This is a genomic window from Ruegeria sp. CE8, assembly GCF_056537465.1.
On the sequence record NZ_JBQFRP010000003.1, the window covers coordinates 427,635 to 444,892 of the forward strand.

The window sequence follows — 17,258 nt, forward strand, 5'->3', positions numbered from 1 at the left end:
GATGGCTGATCAGATCAATACTCTCGAAGAGCTGAGCGCCGTCGCAGGCGTTGAAACCGTGGCCGAAGAAGTCATCGTGCGTGAACCCGTACGTGATGAACTGGGTCGCTCGTATGCCACCGGCAAACGTAAAGACGCTGTTGCCCGCGTTTGGATCAAGCCGGGTTCCGGCAAGGTCACCGTGAACGGCAAAGACCAGGACAAGTACTTTGCTCGTCCCGTTCTGCAACTGATCCTGCGCCAGCCGTTTCAGGTTGCCGGCGTAGAAGGTGAGTTCGACGTTGTTGCAACCGTCAAAGGCGGTGGCCTGACCGGTCAGGCCGGTGCGGTCAAGCACGGCATCTCGAAAGCCCTGCAACTGTACGATCCCAGCTTGCGTGGCGCGCTGAAAGCCGCTGGCTTCCTGACCCGCGACAGCCGTGTTGTGGAACGTAAGAAATACGGTAAGCGCAAAGCGCGTCGTTCGTTCCAGTTCTCGAAGCGTTAATTCGCTGCCGAGTGCACAAAATCAAAGGGCTCGCATTTGCGAGCCCTTTTTCGTTTTGGAGATGTGTGGAACTTACTCCTCGTACACCATCTTCCACGCCCCGTTTTCCACGACATTCACATAGACTGAATCGGCGCCTTGGTGATCATCCGGCCCAAAGGTCATATGGTTGCCGACCAGTTCATCCTGATAATCCAGCGTTTCCATTGCAGCGATGAAACTTTCATGTGTCAGGTCGGGACCCGCGGCCTCAAGTGCTTTGACCATCATTTCAGCGGCTGCGTAACCGAGCATGGCAAAACCAACCGGATCTTCGCCTGTGGCCGCCTTATACTCTTCGATGAAAGCCGCAGGGGCAGGGTCGTCCGCACGGGCCCACAGATCTTGCCATGAGGCCGCGGCATAGAACCCGTCCGTCACGCCACCGGGCACTTGGGCAACAACGGTCAGGAAACTGGCCGAGGTACCCATGAACTTCATGTCGTTCAGGCCCATCTTTTTGGCAGTTCCGACCACCGTAATCGCCTGACGCACACCCAGAGCAATCGTGACGATATCGCAGCCTTCTTCCTTGAGCTTGCTGAGCGAACCCACAAAGTCCGTTTCATCCGGTTTATGTGTCGTCTCGGCGGCAAAGTTGATGCCCGCTTCTTCGGCACCGGCTTTGCTGCCTTCCAGAATCTCTTCCCCAAAGTCGGTAGGCAGGTACATGGTGCAGACGTTTTGCGACCCGAACTGCTCGGCCAGATATTTCACACCGACGCGGCTTTGATCGAAATAGGTCGAGAAAGACGTGAACTTATTGTCCATCGGATCCTGCAGCATCTGCCGGGCGGCGGTCAGAGGCGCGACATTTGGAATACCTTTAGGATCCAACAACTTGAACCCGGCAAGGTTCATTGGTGTTCCAAGTGATTGCAGCATGGCAAAGACTTTGTCGCGGTTCAGCAGCTTGTTGTAGCCCTGCATCGCGCGCGGCATCTGATATCCGTTGTCTTCGACCACATAACGGATCGTGCGACCGTGGACGCCACCGTCGGCGTTCACGCGGTCGAACACGACATTGGCACCCTTAATCGCCGGAACACCAACGGCCGCGAAAATACCGCTCAGATCATTGACCGAACCAATGATGATCTCGTCATCGGTAACGCCTTGGGTCTGCGCGTTTGCAAGGGTCGCCGAAGCCGTCAAAGCGGTGGCCGTCGCCAACCGCATGATCATTTTCTTCATCTTTCTCCTCCCTTTGGGTTTTCCCTTATTCTATTTGTACATGTCCTCAATGAGATGGCTGTGTTTCTTTTCAACAAAACTGCGCTTCAGCTTCATGGTCGCGGTCAGTTCGTCGTCATCGGCGGTCAGCAAAACGTCGATCAGCCGAAAGTCCTTGATCTGTTCAACCCGGGCAAAGTCCTTGTTGACTGCATTGATCTCGGCCTGGATCCGCTCTTTCACCTCAGCGGCAGCACATAGCGAGGCAAAGTTCGAGAACGGAATTTTCCGGTCCTGAGCAAATTTCTCGACGTTTTCCTGATCGATCATGATGAGTGCGGTCAGATACTTGCGCTTGTCACCGATGATCACCGCGTCCGAGATGTAGTGGCTGAACTTCAACCTACTTTCGATCTCGGCAGGAGTGATGTTCTTGCCTCCGGCCGTAATGATGATGTCCTTCATCCGGCCGGAAATCGTGACATAGCCCTCATCATCGACATGCCCCAGATCTCCGGTCCGCAGCCAACCATCAGCAGTAAAGGTCTCAGCCGTTTTGGCATTGTTGCGCCAATAGCCCTGAAAGATGTTCAGGCCTTTCAGCTGGATTTCGCCTTCATCCGAGATACGGATGTCATTACCGGGAACAGCGCGTCCGATGGTTCCGATCTTGTTGTGCTCAATTGTGTTCAGCGTCGCCAGCCCCGAGGTTTCGGTCATACCAAAGCCTTCGATCAGAGGCACGCCAATGGACCAGTACCACTTCAACAGATCGGTTGAGATAGGGGCCGCACCCGTCCCGCCACGGCGCATTTTGTCCATGCCCAGCATCCTCCGCAAGTTGCGAAGTACCAGACGATCCCACAGCCAAAACTTTGCCGCGACACCTGTGGGCACGGGCTTGCCGGTCAGAATATACTCGGCCCGGGCCAAACCCGCTTTTAACGCCATACCAAAGGCAGCGCGACCCGTCGGCGTTGCGTCCTGCGCCATGATCTGCACGTGGGAATAGATCTTTTCCCAAACTCTGGGCACGGCAGTGAAGGTCGACGGGGACACTTCCTGTAAGTTCGCAAAGACGGTTTCCGGGCTTTCCGCGAAGTTGACAGTGCATTTGGCGGCCAGCGGGAAATAGACCGAGACATCACGCTCGAGAATATGACACAGAGGCAGAAAACACAGCTGTTCGTCGGTCATGAAGGTGGGCAAGGAATGCGCGCCGCACTCGATGGCGGCCAGGACGTTTTCATGGCTGAGCATCGCGCCCTTCGGCATGCCGGTTGTACCCGATGTGTAAACCAACAAGGCCGTATCCTGCGGTGATGCCAGCGCGATTTCGGCCTCAAAGCTGCCGGGTCGTTCCGCCTCGGCCTGTCTTCCCACCGCATAGAGTTCGTCGATCATCATGCAGCGCGGGTGGTTCAGGTCATGAAGGCCCTCATCGTCCAGAATGATGACGTTCAGCAGCCCCGGCAGTTCGCCTTCAACCTGAAAGAACTTGTCCAGCTGTTCTTCGTTTTCGACGATCAGAAAGCGGCTGTCGCTGTCATTGATAAGGTATTTCAACTGGTTGGCGGAGTCTGTGGTGTAAACGCCCGAAGCGATACCACCGACGCCTTGAATACCCATGTCGAACCACGCCCATTCCTTGCGGTCCTCGGACAGGATCGAGACGACTTCACCACGCTGCAGCCCCAGTTTACGCAGGGCTAGACCAATCCACTTCGCGTGTTGCCAATAATCAGCCCAAGAATACGACTTCCAGATGCCAAAATCTTTTTCGCGATGCGCGGTGCGATCGCCAAGCTCGGCGCAGCGGCTCTGAAACAACTGGCAGATCGTGATGCATTCGTCGACGCGGACCGGGCGTTGACCGGGTGTTGCGTTCAGACGAACGCCGTTGACCGTGATCTGAGGGGGCAGGGTGCTGATATTCATCTGGCTCACCTCCACGTCTTCTTGCGCTTCCAGCGGCGGTTCTCTCTCGCGCCTTCCTCCTGAACGCCCAGATAAAAGTTCTGGATGTCCTCGGACTGCATCAAAACACCCGCCGCGCCGTCCATGACGATGCGCCCCACCTCCATCACATAGCCATGATGGGCCAGTTCCAACGCGGCATTGGCATTCTGTTCGACCAGCATCATCGTCATGTTCTGTTCGTCGTTCAAGCGTTTGAGGATGCCGAAAATCTCTTGCACCAGCAGCGGCGACAAACCCAAAGACGGCTCATCCAGCAGCATGATTTTCGGATTCGCCATAAGGCCCCGACCGATTGCCAACATTTGCTGTTGCCCGCCTGACAGGGTACCTGCCTCTTGGTTGCGCCGTTCCTTGAGGATGGGGAAGTACGAAAACACCAGATCGCGGTCGTGGTCGATTTGCCCTTTGTCCGAAAGGGTATAGGCGCCAAGGCTAAGGTTTTCGTCGACGGTCAGAAGCGGGAACACCTCGCGCCCTTCTGGCACATGGACGATGCCTTTCCGCACGACCTTGTGCGGCTCGGACCCCTGAATTTCGTCACCGTCAAACGTGATCTTACCCTTTTCCGGGTCCATAACGCCTGACACTGTTTTCATCAGAGTGGTCTTGCCCGCACCATTCGCGCCTAAAATTGAAACGATCTTCCCCTGATGAACGTCCAGCGACACGCCCCGGATGGCCATGATGGGGCCGTAGAAGCTTTCGACATTGCGGATCGTCAGGATAGGCTCACTCATGAGGCTTTCCCCAGATACGCTTCGACCACCGCAGGATGCGACTGCACCTCGGTCGGGGTTCCCAACGCCAGTTTTGCGCCGTCCGCCATCGCCAGAACTCGGTCCGACACCCCTGAGACCAGACCCATATCGTGCTCGACCATCAGAACCGTGATCCCCATTTGCCGCCGGATATCGTCAATCCACCAACGCATGTCTGTGGTCTCTTCAACCGATAGCCCCGATGCCGGTTCGTCCAACAGCAGTAGCTTCGGATCGGTGGCCAGTGCGCGCGCCACCTCAACAACTTTGCGCACACCATAGGGCAGACCCGAGATCATTTTGTCGCGAAAAGCCTGCAGGTCGAGAAAGTCGATGATCTCTTCAACTTTCTGCCGGTTCTCAAGCTCCTGCCGCCGTGCAGTGGGTAGGAACAGAACTTCCGAAAGAAAGTTCGTTTTGCGATGGCGATGCCGACCGACAAGAAGGTTTTGGAGAACGGTGGCGTGTTCGAACAACTCAATGTTCTGAAATGTCCGCGCAACCCCATAGGCTGCCACGCCCGAGGGTTTCACCTGTAGAAGATCGTGCCCGTCATAGCGGATCGAACCGGCATATGGATCGTAGAAACGCGAGATGAGGTTAAATACGGTGGACTTTCCCGCGCCGTTGGGGCCGACAATGGCGAAGACCTCACCTTCTTCGACCTCGAAAGACAGGTCGTTCACCGCAGTCAGGCCACCGAATTTCAGGGTGACATTTTCGAACTCAAGCAGGCTCATCTCAGGCGCTCCGTCTTGAGGTAGGATTTCTGACGCTTGAACATGTCTTTGCGATAGAAAGGGAACAATTCGAACCACGTGCGGATCTTGAGCCAGCGACCATACATGCCCATCGGTTCGAACAGGATGAAGGCGATCAGGATCATACCGAAGATGCCGAACTCCAGGCCCGGAATGGCGACAGTGTTGCCGCCGAAAATGGCGCCAACATATTCCTTCGAGATCGACAGGAACTGCGGAAGAAACCCTATCACAATGGCACCCAAAAACGCGCCGTGGATCGAGCCCAGCCCACCGATCACGATCATCATCAGAAGCTGGATGGAGATCACGACACTGAAGGTCTCGTTGTTGAACGCCCCGGCATACATGCCCATTAGGGCACCGGCCCATCCGGTGACGGCGCAGGACAAGGCAAACGAGATCATCTTCGTCCTGGCGATGTCCACACCCATGGCCTGGGCAGAGACTTCGGAGTCCCGCACGGCGATAAAGCTACGCCCTAATGGGGCACGCAGAAGGTTAATGTAACCCAGCGTCACCAGCACTGCCACACCGAGGACCAGCCAGAAGAACTGAACCGGTGTGCCCCAGCGATCAACCAGAAAGCCAAAGATTTCTACCCCGCCCAGATACTTGCCAGCGACGCCGCCCGTGATGGGTTCGGCCAGAACGATGACATCGTCCATCAGGATGGACAAAGCCATTGTGAAGATGGCCAGATAGATGCCGTGCAGACGAAGGGCAGGGATCGCGACGGTTACTCCGGCGATCCCGGTCAAAATGCCCGCCAGAGGGAAGGCGATCAGGAACGGCACCCCCGCCTCCAGCAGAACAACATTGGCGTAGCAGCCAAAGGCCAGAAACGCCGCGTGGCCCAGGCTGACCTGCCCGGTGTGGCCCGTCAGGACCATCAGCCCCAAGCCGGCGATGGCCCAGATCAGGACGTTTGTCAGTTCACCCAGATAGAAGTCATCCAGCCACCAGGGCGCAGCGGCAACAATGATCAGCAGGATCAGATACAGGGTCAGCTGGTATGTGTCTTTCCACGGCCGGATATCCTGCATGTAGTTGGTTTTGAAGACAATCCGCATAGCTTAGACCTTCTTGACCCGAACCTGACTGAACAGCCCGTTGGGACGGAAAATCAAGACCAACAATAGCAACGCGTATGGGGCAATCTGGCTGTACCCGGCGGCGATATAGCGGCTGGCAAAGGGTTCGATCACACCAACAACCAGCCCTCCGGCCAAAGCTCCGGGCAAACTGCCAAAACCTCCGATCACGGCTGCCGCAAAGGCCTTGATCCCAAGCAAACCGGTGTTCGGGTCAACCGAGCCTTTGGCAGCAAACAGGATACCCGCGATCCCGGCGACAACCCCGGCCAGAGCCCAGATGAACCCCTGCACACGCTTGACAGGGATGCCCATGTAGTAAGCCGCGAGTTGGTTCTGCGACGCGCCTTGCATCGCCAATCCCAGCTTGGTCCGGCTGAAAAAGACGTACAGACCCCAGGTCAACAGGATGGTGACCACTATGACCGCCACGTCCTCCATCCCAAGAACCAATCCACCAAACCGAACCTCTTTTCCAGCGAGGGGGTTCTGCAGCGTCTGCGGCTCGTGCCCCCAAATCAGGCCGGCCACAAAGCGGATCACGAACCCAAGCGCAATAGTGAGGATCACAACCGCCGTCTGACTTTCACCGAACAAACGCCGGATGATCAGACGATCAAGGAGATAACCCAAGGCCCCCATGATCGCCAGAGAGATCGGCAGCGCAAGCCAGAACGGAAGCCCCATATACTCGGTATTCGTAAGTCCGATAGTCACAAAGGCGCCCAGCATCATAAAATCGCCCTGTGCGAAATTCACCGCCTCGGTGGCCTTGTAGATCAACACAAAGCCAAGCGCGATGAGGCCATAGACACAGCCATTCGCCAGCCCGCTGATCAGCAGCTGCGCGTTATCCAAATTCACCCTCCCATGCCGGTGTACCCGGCGTTTTTGGCGCCCCGGGCATCCTCCGTGCGCCGGGGCTTTGTTCTACTATGGCGTGATAATCACCTTTCCGTCACTCTTTTTTAGTGCGGTGGCCAGATTTGACACCACATCCTTCAGTGCAAGCCGTTCAGAAACATCGGTTTTCCAACGGCCATCGGCAAAGCGGGCTTGAACGTCACCGACGACACGCATCTGGTCTGCCGGCGGTGTCGAGGTCATCCATTGTGTCAGCCAAAACCCTTCGATCCGCTTGCCCATAAAGATCAACTGACCCGTCTGCGTCAGCTTGGGAAGTTCGGGGCTTAGTTTGCCATAAACAACCCAACGCGCGCCATTTGGCATCGCGCAAAAAATCTGCTCGGATGTTTGGTCCGCGACCGCGTCCAAAAATACACGCGGTTTGAGTTCGGCGCTTAAAGCTGCGAATTTCTGCAACATCTCTGGGTCGGAAGTGACCAGAACATCATACGCGCCAAGCTCTTTCAAAGAGTCTACCGCTTCAGCCCGGCGGACGATTGCGATAGGTTTCAGCCCCAAGTCACGACCCAGCGAACACATCAGCTTACCCAGCTGGCTTGTCGCGGCCGAGACGATAAACGCGTCTCCGGCGGTTCGGGCGATGTCGACCATCGCCATCGCGGTCATGGGATTGACGATCTGCGCCGACCCGTCCTCGTCCGAAATGTCGGGCCGAAGCGGGATGCACATCATCGCCTGTGTCACAACATATTCCGCCCAAGCGCCAGAACCGGCGGCAACAAACGCCACGCGCTGACCCTGCAGGGCTTCGGCTCCGGTGCCGGTGGCGACCACATCTCCGCATCCTTCGAATCCGGCTGGCATGCCTTTTACGCGCGGTTGACCGTATTCGCCTTTGATAAAGTGGATGTCGGACGGGTTTACCGACGAAGCCCGCAGTTTGATCAGAACCTGTCCGGGGCCGGGTTCTGGAACGGGAAGCTCCGCTTCGGCCAGCCACTCAGCAGCGTCTTCGATAAAGGGTCCAGAGGCCGATCCGGAATACCCGTCATGGGTCTGAATGACGGCAAACATGTTTGTGGGCAGGGCGGTCATGGTATCTCCTAATTCCTGTGCGGGCACAGCAAAGACTGGGTCTGTCGCAATTGGTGTGGCTTCGGATTTTGGGGGCAGCCAATCAAACCACAGCAGGCACGTCAATCTGAAGGACGGCTGACGTAGCTGGAGTTCCGGGGCGCGCGAAAGAAAAGGGCCGCTCGAATTCGAACGGCCCCCTGACTTATTGTTGCCCCGACAGCAGTGCGCGAAGCTCTTCTATCTTTTCGGCGATCAACTGAGGCGATGCTTTGATGTCATCCAGAATTTTCACGGCCTGATCTTTCAGGTCCTGCGTCAGATCGCTGTTCTGCACCGACGTGACCATGGCGTCATAGTCGAAATTCTGGACACTCAGAGAACCTTGTTCGATCCACGTATTGACTAGATCCTGGCCCTGACTCGCCAAAGATGCGACCTGATCACCTGCCTGATTGGCCAGATCAGTAGCTGTCTGTCCGGCTTGCTCGGCGGCCTGCGAAGCCTGATCGGCGACAGAAGAGGCGGCTTCGTTCACCTGCTCGGTTGCCGCATCCACGGCTTCGTTTACCGCATCACCCGCATCTTGGGCTGCTGACTGAAGTTGCTCAGCCGGGGTGGGTTCTGGTTGGTTGAGGTAGTAATAAATGCCAGCGCCGATGGCGGCGACGAATACAGCTAACAAGATAGTACGCGACATGTGTCTCTCCTTGAAATAAGTGCCGCTTAGATGGGTTAAAACTAATGATAATCAAAGGGGAATTCCCCAAAGTTCTTTTCAATACGGGGTATTGAGCCAGCCTGCGCCGATACGACTGGCGCTGATGGCAATAACACGCCGTCGCGCGTGCCATCGACTAACAACACAGTTGTTGAAAACGATATGGCGACCAAATCGGAAGGATTATGGCGGAGAGACAGGGATTCGAACCCTGGGTGGGCTTGCACCCACAACGGTTTTCGAGACCGTTTTTGATATCTATGCAGAAATCGTCACATCAATAAAACAAGGGCTTTGTGGCGGCAAAATAAGCAGGCACGGCACAGAAAGCGGGTGGGGGTGTCTTAGGAAAGCGTCATAGTGATTTGAGATGGGTGAACTTCTTCAGTTGTCACCGAAGGTGCATTGAGGTTCCGAAGGGCGGATAGCAGACCTTCGTTACCTTTCCCGATTGGACAGTCCATTTCCAGAAACCGGATGTTCGGATCAACCAGCCATGAGAGAATTTTTCACCGACGCCTTGCAGGATTGGTAATTGCACTGCGCAAAAAAGATCGGCTGCTTTAGTATGTGCGGCCAATCAATGAAGCGGTTTCAACGCAGCTCGAGACAGTTGGTTGTCACTCAATTGGGGCGAGTTTGGTTTGGATGACGAACCGCGTTACCGGATCAACGTTTTCGTTTTCGAGCAAAGATACAAACTGGCTGTCCAGAAGCGTTTCATTCCAATTGCGCATGGCAATAGCAATCTCCAAAGCCGACGAGTGATCTTGTTCCAACTCGCGGGAAATAATCCTGATGATCTGATCTCTGAGTGCAGACGACACCAAACCTGAGTCAGTCAGGGCGCGAATGAGGGATTGCTTATGGTCCTGTTTGAGGTTTACCGAACCTAACGCGGCGTCGACAACGGTGATAGCGTCCGGCCCATCGACAGATATCCCAGCCACAGCCCAATCATACGCATACCCCGAACTTTGAAAAACCGAATTGGGATATCGTGTTCGGACAATTTGTCTGGCCTTGCCATCGTCGCCCTGGAGGCCCAGCAACCGGAACGAAACTCATACGAGAGAGGCTGTCGAACTCGCGCAATAACTCGTCTGCAGCAACCGTATTGCGCAATATTTGGATACTTCCGTACGACGCTCGATCGATTTCGATAAGGGAAGTATCTCTTAGCACCCGATCTCCTTGCGAAAGGTATCGGGCAAAAAACGCGACGCGCGCATTGGATGCCGTAGTGCGGTCCTGCCACAGTTCTGCTTCGGCCCAAAGCGCTTCCAGGAACTTTTCGCGCTCGGGGGTCAGCGTGAATATCCTTGTCCTCTTGCGTGACAAGCCACGTCCAGCGCCATCCTTAGAAACGGTACCGTAGGTCAGCAGAACTGTCATCTCGGGGTCAGCGCGGCAGGCAGCGCGGGTTGCGCTGTCAATCAAGAATGGAATTTCAGGGACTCTCTCCTGATCGTCTGAAGTGCTTTTGATGATCTGACGCGGAGCAAATTTGAACGGGTTATCCTGCGCCGGTACCGCCAAAACGACGACATCAGCCGTGATCAAGTGATCCGCAAGTGAGGTCTCGGGCAGCGTGACGCAAACTGGACATGCCAAAGCTGAACGCGGGCCGAACACCCCAAGACAGAAGATCGAAAAATTATTTAATCCTGAGAAAAGGGCAGAGGAAGCTTTTTCCAAGATTGGCTACAGTTATGACATGTGCCAGCACACATCAATCTACTCCTCGACCACGCATCGCAATCCATCCAAGTCGATCAAGACGGTGCGACCATATTCCAAACGTATTAGGCCTTCGGCCGCCATTTCTCCCAAATAGACAGAAATCTTGGACAGGGCGATATTCGACAGGTCCGCGAGTTCCTGCTGGCTGGCAACAACGGTGTCTGTCGGTTCGGTTCCCTGCAAAACGCCTCTCCATCCGCCCAATCGCAAAAGCGCGGCCGTAATGCGTTTGCGGGTATTTCGTTGTGCAAGGTCATTGGCCGCGGACATGGCCAACAGTTGGTTCATCGAACTTAGACGGGCAATTGCCTCCCACAGATCAGGGCGCGCATTTGCCAGTGGCCGAAACCGGGAATATGCGATCCTGACCAATCTGACATCGCCTGCTGCCTTCATCTCCACCAAACCGTCAACGTCAAGCAACAACTCTGATTCACCGAACCAGGCACCAGGGTGATGGATATGACCCAGAACCGGTTCCATTTCGGTAAGTGTGAGGCGAACCTGAACCTTTCCCGAGACGGTGCCATAGAGAAAGTTTTGCGCCCCACCAATTGCGTAAATCGTTTCCTTGTCCTTGTACGTGACGATTTCCGAAATCTGCTCAAGTTTTTCTAAGCTTTCTCGAGGTACGCCTCTTAGCCATGCTGAAGAAAAGATAGGGAAAAATGTATCTTTAGATTCCTTCTTCATCGCAATTACCCCATTTGGGAAAGTATTTGGCAAACTGTTCTGTTAGCTTTGCCCAACAACGTTTACGTTACAATAGCATAATTACCTGATAATAAACAATATTATGAGGGCATAGGAGATGTACTCCGCTCAGAGTTCTCGTGGGTTTCTATTCTCAGCTTCCGCGATTAGCTACGCTGCTATAACTTGCATTGTAGGCATATTAGCACATTCGGCAGTGGCGCAGGATGCGCCCAATGTAGCACCAGATCGGGCAGGATATTCCCCATACCCGGAACAAAGTTTTCCTAATCAGGTCTTTTTCGGCGACACGCACCTCCACACGTCCTACTCGTGGGATGCCGGATTGGTTTTTAACAAACTGTCCCCTGCGGATGCCTATAAATTTGCCAAAGGCGAAACGGTGGTTGCGTCCACGGGCATCCCCGCAAAACTGCAGAGACCATTGGATTGGCTGGTGGTCGCCGACCACTCTGACGGTCTTGGCATTGCGCCGCTGCTGACGCGCGCTGATCCGACTTTGCTGGAAGACCCTCTGGGCGCAGAGCTGTATGAGTTGGTCAGCCAGAAGACGATCGAAAGCACGCAGGCCGCTTATAACCTGTGGCTCGGCCGCGCCTATGAAGGCACGAACCATCTGGCGTCAGATCAAAACGTGCCCAAGGTTCCTTGGGAAGAAATCATCGACGCCGCCGAAGTGGCCAATGTGCCCGGCAGCTTTACCGCCTTTATCGGATATGAGTGGAGTTCGGCCCCGGACGGCAACAATCTGCACCGTGTCGTCGTTTACCGGGATGGCAAGGAAGAGGCCAATACCCGTATTCCGCTGTCCAATGGGCTTAGCAATGATCCCGAGGCGCTGTGGGACTGGATGGAGGACTACCAGTCCGAAACCGGTGGCCAGCTATTGGCCATCCCACATAATGGGAATCTGTCCAACGGGCTGATGTTTGATGACAAACGGTTCTCGGGGGAACCTCTGTCCGCAGAATATGCCGAGCGACGGCAACGTCTGGAGCCTCTGTACGAGGTGACCCAGATGAAAGGGGATGGTGAGACCCACCCGGCCTTGTCTCCGGATGACGCCTTCGCGGATTTCGAAACGTGGGACAAAGGCAGCTTTGGCACCGAGGTCAAAACACCCGAAATGTTGCCGCGTGAATATGCGCGCTCGGCCTATCGTCTGGGGCTACAACATGAGGCCGCGCTCGGCGTCAATCCGTTCAAGTTCGGGATGATCGGGTCAACGGACGCACATACGTCCCTGTCCACCTCTCGCGAAGAGAACTTCTTTGGCAAGATCACCGCGCTTGAACCTTCAGCCCATGAAATGCGCTTCTACGAGGCGATTACCGGTCGCCTTGGTGACGAAGCTAATCAGATCAAGGCATGGGAGACCTCAGCCTCGGGGCTGGCCGCCGTCTGGGCGCGTGAAAACACACGCGAGGCCATCTTTGACGCGATGATGCGCAGAGAGGTTTTTGCGACGACCGGGACGCGCATGCGCGTGCGTGTCTTTGCAGGATATGACTTTGAGGAGACAGACCTGCCACGCTCGGATTTCGACACTTACGGCTATGAAAACGGAGTGCCGATGGGCGCTGACCTTTCCACGAGCGATGGCCGCGCACCTCGTTTCATGGTGCGGGCGCTGCGTGATCCTGATGGCGCAAATCTGGATCGTATCCAGATCGTCAAAGGCTGGGTGAACGCGGACGGAACCACTACCGAACGGGTCGTCGACATCGCGTGTGGCGGGCGCGAACTGATAGATGGGGCGTGCGATGGTCCGGTCGGTGATACGGTCGTTGAGGAAACGGCCACCTGGACCAACGATATCGGTCAGGCCATTCTGGCCGGTTTCTGGGAAGACCGCGATTTCGACCCGACGCAGTCGGCTTTCTACTACGTCCGCGTGCTTGAGATTCCGTCCCCGCGCTGGACAACTTTCGACGCCAAGTTTTTTGGCACCGAACTGCCCGACGGTGCTCCGGTTTCAATCCAGGAACGGGCCTATACATCCCCCATCTGGTACACGCCATCTTGAGGATTTAACCATGTATCTAAAAGCACTTACGGTATCCATCATTGCTTTGTCCTCAGCGGCCTTCGCTCAGGACGCACCACCGCCAAATCCGGGCGACCGTGAGTACTCACCTTACCCCCAACAGGATTTCCCTAATCAGGTTCTTTTTGGTGATACCCACCTGCACACATCCTATTCGCCAGATGCCGGAATGATCGGCAACAACCTTGGCCCTGCCGAAGCGTTTCGGTTCGCTAAGGGCGAAGAGGTAGTGTCTTCGATGGGTGTTCCCGTGCGCCTCATTCGTCCGTTAGACTGGCTGGTGATCTCAGATCACGCCGAAGGGCTTGGCGTCGCGCCCATGCTCAAGCGGGACGACCCCGCAGTACTGGATACCGAATTCGGTCAAACGTTGCATGGTTATGTCAAGGATGGTTCAGCCGAGGCGGCTGGAGAGGCGTGGAATCTGTGGGCCGGCTCCCGGTTTGAAGGCAAGAACCCGTACTCGAACAATCCCGATTTCTCACGTGGTCCGTGGGAAGAGACAATTGACGCCGCAGAAGAAGCAAATGAGCCTGGTCTGTTTTCCGCGATCATCGGTTTCGAATGGTCCTCAACGCCAAATGGCAACAACATGCACCGCGTGGTCGTGTACCGAGACGGCAAAGATGTCGCTAACTCTCGCGTTCCGCTTTCGTCTGACGGAGGTTTTAACCCTGAGAGCCTTTGGGATTGGATGGAGGCGCTGGAGACGGAAACCGGCGGGCGCGTGTTGGCCATCGCACATAATGGCAATCTGTCCAACGGGTTGATGTTCGACGACACCCCGTATGGTTCGGAAGACCCTATTGATCAGGCGTACGCGGAACGTCGAGCCAGGTTTGAACCGATCTATGAAGTTACGCAGATGAAAGGCGACGGTGAAACGCACCCGATGCTGTCACCCGATGATCCTTTCGCGGATTTTGAGACATGGGACTCGGCCAATTTCGGATCTGAACCCAAGACACCCGATATGTTGCCGAAGGAGTATGCCCGACCGGCGCTGCGGCGGGGGCTGGCCTACGAGGCGCAGTTAGGTGCGAACCCTTTCAAATTTGGCATGATTGGATCGACCGACGCCCATACTTCGTTGCCGACAACGCGTGAGGAAAACTTTTTCGGCAAGGTGACGCAGCTTGAACCCACGGCCGATCCAGTGAGGTTCGAAGAAGCCATAGCAGGGCGGTTAGGCGCCCCGGAAAATACGATCCGCGCGTGGGAAACCAGCGCATCGGGCCTTGCAGCGGTTTGGGCACAAGAGAACACACGCGAGGCCATCTTTGACGCGATGATGCGCAGAGAGGTTTACGCGACTACTGGCACGCGCATTAGGGTCCGTGTCTTTGCCGGGTATGACTTTAAGGAATCTGACCTCCCTCGGTCGGACTTCGCGGCGCACGGCTACGCCAATGGCGTACCTATGGGGGGTGATCTGGGAAAGAGTGAAGGCCGTGCGCCGCGTTTCCTAATTCGGGCGTTGCGAGACCCCGATGGTGCTAATCTGGACCGGGTTCAGGTCATCAAGGGCTGGCTCAACGCAGACGGCACCACATCCGAAAAAGTCTATGACGTTTCTTGTGGTGGGCGCGAGGTTGTTGATGGTGCGTGCAATGGTCTGGTGGGCGATACGGTTAATGCCGAAGAGGCTTCATACACCAATGACATCGGCCAAGCCATTCTTGGCGGCTATTGGGAAGATCCGGATTTCGACGCTGATCAGAGCGCTTTCTACTACGTTCGGGTACTGGAAATTCCGACCCCGCGCTGGACCACCTATGACCGCAAGTTCTTTGGTGTCGAATTGCCAGTGGGTGCGCCTGAATCCATTCAGGACCGGGCCTACACATCGCCCATTTGGTATGCTCCGGAGTAATTCTAATGAACACTCTATCAATTGCTTCAAGCATTTTTGTTTTCGCTGCGGCCGCAGCATTATGCCAGGAGACGCCAACCAACGCGACCGCCAACGCTTTGAAAGGTAGACCCTATTCGCCCTACGCAGACCGGGCGTACCTCGAGCGCGTTTTCTTTGGAGATACACATTTCATACCAGCCTTTCAGCGGATGCAGGCGGCGGCGGAACGCGGCTGATGCCTCGGGATGCATACAGGTTTGCGCGAGGTGAACAGGTGATCTCAAACACTGGCCAACCTGTGAAACTCGCGCGGCCTTTTGACTTTTACATGATCACAGATCACTCCGATGGGATGGGCGCGATCACTGATATAATTTCGGGTGCTCCCAATATAATGGCGGATGAACAGGGGCGCAGTTTCCACGAAGCATTCAATCAGGGCGGCGAAGCTGCACTCAGGGCAGCGCAGGAGATGACCGCAAGTTTCGCGCAAGGCACCCTCAGTCCTGCCCTAAACTATCAACTGGGCAACGAAGCTTATGTGCGCGTTTGGGACAATCTGGTCACTATTGCCGAGGAGTATTACCAACCCGGCGTTTTTACGACGTTCGCCGCTTTCGAATGGACTTCGCTTGTGAGCGGCAACAATTTGCATCGCAACGTCATTTTGCGCGATGGGCCGAACAGGACCAGGCAGCTTGTACCTTACACCACGACGCCGCCGATGGGATCACCGAACCCGCGCGATCTCTATGCTTGGCTTCAAGCTTATGAGGATACCACGGGCGGTGACGCGCTGGCGATTGCCCACAACGGCAATCTGTCCAACGGCTGGATGTTTTCATTGGTTGACGACTTCGCTGACGGCACCCCGCCTTTGGACCGGGAATACGCCGAACTGCGCCAGAAGTGGGAGCCGCTTTATGAATGGACACAGTACAAGGGAGATGGTGAAGCGCATCCGTTCCTGTCGCCTGATGACATATTCGCCGACTTTGAAACATGGGACTACGGCAATCTCGATAGTTCTGAACGCAAAACAAAGGAAATGCTTCCGGGTGAATACGCCCGCTCTGGCCTTTTGAGGGGGTTGGCGCTGGAGGCGGAATTGGGCGTGAACCCATACAAATTCGGCGCGAGTGCTGCAACGGACACGCATACCGGGCTTACAACGGTGACAGAGGATAATTTCTTCGGGAAACTCACCGCCTTTGAACCGAAAGCGGACCGCGCAGTCCACGTGGGCCGGACATTTCCGGATGGAGAGGTAGCCTATTACTCTTCCCAATACAATGCAGCCGGATTGACGGCGGTTTGGGCGGAGGAAAATACGCGTGAGTCGATCTTTGACGCGATGCGCCGTCGTGAGGCCTATGGCACGACCGGACCGCGCATGTCCGTGCGTTTCTTCGGGGGGGACTACGACAGTGATACGCTGGCGAGACGGGATCTCGCCCGCATCGGCTATGCCGGCGGTGTGCCCATGGGCGGTGACTTGGCAACACCCGCCGACGGAGACGCGCCAGATTTTCTCGTCTACTCTTTACGTGATCCGATTGGCGCCAACCTCGACCGCATACAGATCGTCAAAGGCTGGATCGACGCGGAAAGCGGAGAAGCCATGGAGATGGTCTACGACGTGGCGTGGGGTGGTGATCGGTCGCCGGATGCAGCCGGAAAACTGCCTCCTGTCGGCAACACCGTCGATCTGTCCATTCCCTCCTGGACCAACTCGATAGGCGCGCCAGAGTTGGGCACCGTCTGGACCGACCCCGATTTCGACCCTTCAGAACCTGCTTTCTACTACGCGCGCGTGATCGAAATCCCAACGCCACGCTGGACAGCTTACGACGCGGTCAAGTTCGGCACAGAAATGCCAGAAGGTACGCAGATGACGACGCAGGAACGCGCGTACACGTCGCCCATCTGGTACACACCCTGATCC

The 17,258-nt window shown here is 55.8% G+C and carries 15 protein-coding genes; 4 read left to right on the forward strand and 11 right to left on the reverse strand.

What is annotated here, in order from left to right; translation table 11 throughout:
• Window position 1: 1 nt before the first annotated feature.
• Complete coding sequence (gene rpsI / locus ACR0AA_RS07795) at window positions 2–487, forward strand: 30S ribosomal protein S9 (protein ID WP_039535473.1); 486 nt, start codon at window positions 2–4, stop codon at window positions 485–487.
• A gap of 72 nt (window positions 488–559) precedes the next feature.
• Here rpsI and ACR0AA_RS07800 read toward each other — a convergent pair whose 3' ends face one another.
• The 11 genes from ACR0AA_RS07800 to ACR0AA_RS07850 all read right to left on the reverse strand — a co-directional run bounded on the left by ACR0AA_RS07800 (window position 560) and on the right by ACR0AA_RS07850 (window position 11,390).
• Window positions 560–1,720, reverse strand: a complete 1,161-nt coding sequence (locus ACR0AA_RS07800; protein ID WP_480661687.1) for an ABC transporter substrate-binding protein — start codon at window positions 1,718–1,720, stop codon at window positions 560–562.
• A gap of 30 nt (window positions 1,721–1,750) precedes the next feature.
• Window positions 1,751–3,637 (reverse strand): AMP-dependent synthetase/ligase, encoded by a 1,887-nt coding sequence (locus tag ACR0AA_RS07805; RefSeq protein WP_480755801.1) that lies wholly within the window; start codon window positions 3,635–3,637, stop codon window positions 1,751–1,753.
• A gap of 5 nt (window positions 3,638–3,642) precedes the next feature.
• On the reverse strand, window positions 3,643–4,416 hold the full coding sequence (locus ACR0AA_RS07810) for an ABC transporter ATP-binding protein (protein WP_480661691.1): 774 nt from the start codon (window positions 4,414–4,416) through the stop codon (window positions 3,643–3,645).
• Complete coding sequence (locus ACR0AA_RS07815; protein ID WP_480661692.1) at window positions 4,413–5,177, reverse strand: ABC transporter ATP-binding protein; 765 nt, start codon at window positions 5,175–5,177, stop codon at window positions 4,413–4,415. The genes ACR0AA_RS07810 and ACR0AA_RS07815 overlap by 4 nt, the downstream gene beginning before the upstream one ends.
• A complete protein-coding gene (locus tag ACR0AA_RS07820; protein WP_480661694.1) occupies window positions 5,174–6,271 on the reverse strand; it encodes a branched-chain amino acid ABC transporter permease in 1,098 nt (365 codons plus the stop codon). Before ACR0AA_RS07820 ends, ACR0AA_RS07815 begins: the two co-directional genes overlap by 4 nt.
• Window positions 6,272–6,274: 3 nt before the next feature.
• On the reverse strand, window positions 6,275–7,150 hold the full coding sequence (locus ACR0AA_RS07825; RefSeq protein ID WP_480661696.1) for a branched-chain amino acid ABC transporter permease: 876 nt from the start codon (window positions 7,148–7,150) through the stop codon (window positions 6,275–6,277).
• A gap of 75 nt (window positions 7,151–7,225) precedes the next feature.
• Window positions 7,226–8,254, reverse strand: a complete 1,029-nt coding sequence (locus ACR0AA_RS07830) for a zinc-binding dehydrogenase (protein ID WP_480661698.1) — start codon at window positions 8,252–8,254, stop codon at window positions 7,226–7,228.
• Between the two features lie 184 nt (window positions 8,255–8,438).
• Window positions 8,439–8,933: a hypothetical protein gene (locus tag ACR0AA_RS07835; protein WP_480661700.1), complete on the reverse strand. Its 495-nt coding sequence runs from the start codon at window positions 8,931–8,933 to the stop codon at window positions 8,439–8,441.
• A gap of 641 nt (window positions 8,934–9,574) precedes the next feature.
• Window positions 9,575–9,904 carry a hypothetical protein gene (locus ACR0AA_RS07840; RefSeq protein WP_480661702.1) on the reverse strand — a complete coding sequence of 110 codons (330 nt, stop codon included), beginning with the start codon at window positions 9,902–9,904 and terminating at the stop codon, window positions 9,575–9,577.
• A 7-nt stretch (window positions 9,905–9,911) separates the two neighbouring features.
• Window positions 9,912–10,652: a hypothetical protein gene (locus ACR0AA_RS07845; RefSeq protein ID WP_480755802.1), complete on the reverse strand. Its 741-nt coding sequence runs from the start codon at window positions 10,650–10,652 to the stop codon at window positions 9,912–9,914.
• Window positions 10,653–10,691: 39 nt separating this feature from the next.
• Window positions 10,692–11,390, reverse strand: coding sequence for a Crp/Fnr family transcriptional regulator (locus ACR0AA_RS07850; RefSeq protein ID WP_480755803.1), 699 nt, complete (start codon window positions 11,388–11,390; stop codon window positions 10,692–10,694).
• Between the two features lie 118 nt (window positions 11,391–11,508).
• Here ACR0AA_RS07850 and ACR0AA_RS07855 point away from each other — a divergent pair, with 118 nt between their 5' ends.
• The 3 genes from ACR0AA_RS07855 to ACR0AA_RS07865 all read left to right on the forward strand — a co-directional run bounded on the left by ACR0AA_RS07855 (window position 11,509) and on the right by ACR0AA_RS07865 (window position 17,255).
• Complete coding sequence (locus ACR0AA_RS07855) at window positions 11,509–13,437, forward strand: DUF3604 domain-containing protein (protein ID WP_480661707.1); 1,929 nt, start codon at window positions 11,509–11,511, stop codon at window positions 13,435–13,437.
• Between the two features lie 10 nt (window positions 13,438–13,447).
• Window positions 13,448–15,331 (forward strand): DUF3604 domain-containing protein, encoded by a 1,884-nt coding sequence (locus ACR0AA_RS07860; protein ID WP_480661709.1) that lies wholly within the window; start codon window positions 13,448–13,450, stop codon window positions 15,329–15,331.
• A 217-nt stretch (window positions 15,332–15,548) separates the two neighbouring features.
• On the forward strand, window positions 15,549–17,255 hold the full coding sequence (locus ACR0AA_RS07865) for a DUF3604 domain-containing protein (RefSeq protein ID WP_480755804.1): 1,707 nt from the start codon (window positions 15,549–15,551) through the stop codon (window positions 17,253–17,255).
• The last annotated feature ends 3 nt before the right edge of the window (window positions 17,256–17,258 follow it).

Bases quoted from the DNA above. Each gene is read 5' to 3' on its own strand.
- rpsI (WP_039535473.1), top strand. From the start codon at position 2: ATGGCTGATCAGATCAATACTCTCGAAGAGCTGAGCGCCGTCGCAGGC.
- ACR0AA_RS07860 (WP_480661709.1), top strand. From the start codon at position 13,448: ATGTATCTAAAAGCACTTACGGTATCCATCATTGCTTTGTCCTCAGCG.
- ACR0AA_RS07800 (WP_480661687.1), bottom strand. From the start codon at position 1,720: ATGAAGAAAATGATCATGCGGTTGGCGACGGCCACCGCTTTGACGGCT.
- ACR0AA_RS07810 (WP_480661691.1), bottom strand. From the start codon at position 4,416: ATGAGTGAGCCTATCCTGACGATCCGCAATGTCGAAAGCTTCTACGGC.
- ACR0AA_RS07820 (WP_480661694.1), bottom strand. From the start codon at position 6,271: ATGCGGATTGTCTTCAAAACCAACTACATGCAGGATATCCGGCCGTGG.
- ACR0AA_RS07805 (WP_480755801.1), bottom strand. From the start codon at position 3,637: ATGAATATCAGCACCCTGCCCCCTCAGATCACGGTCAACGGCGTTCGT.
- ACR0AA_RS07815 (WP_480661692.1), bottom strand. From the start codon at position 5,177: ATGAGCCTGCTTGAGTTCGAAAATGTCACCCTGAAATTCGGTGGCCTG.
- ACR0AA_RS07850 (WP_480755803.1), bottom strand. From the start codon at position 11,390: ATGAAGAAGGAATCTAAAGATACATTTTTCCCTATCTTTTCTTCAGCA.
- ACR0AA_RS07835 (WP_480661700.1), bottom strand. From the start codon at position 8,933: ATGTCGCGTACTATCTTGTTAGCTGTATTCGTCGCCGCCATCGGCGCT.
- ACR0AA_RS07865 (WP_480755804.1), top strand. From the start codon at position 15,549: ATGCCTCGGGATGCATACAGGTTTGCGCGAGGTGAACAGGTGATCTCA.
- ACR0AA_RS07830 (WP_480661698.1), bottom strand. From the start codon at position 8,254: ATGACCGCCCTGCCCACAAACATGTTTGCCGTCATTCAGACCCATGAC.
- ACR0AA_RS07855 (WP_480661707.1), top strand. From the start codon at position 11,509: ATGTACTCCGCTCAGAGTTCTCGTGGGTTTCTATTCTCAGCTTCCGCG.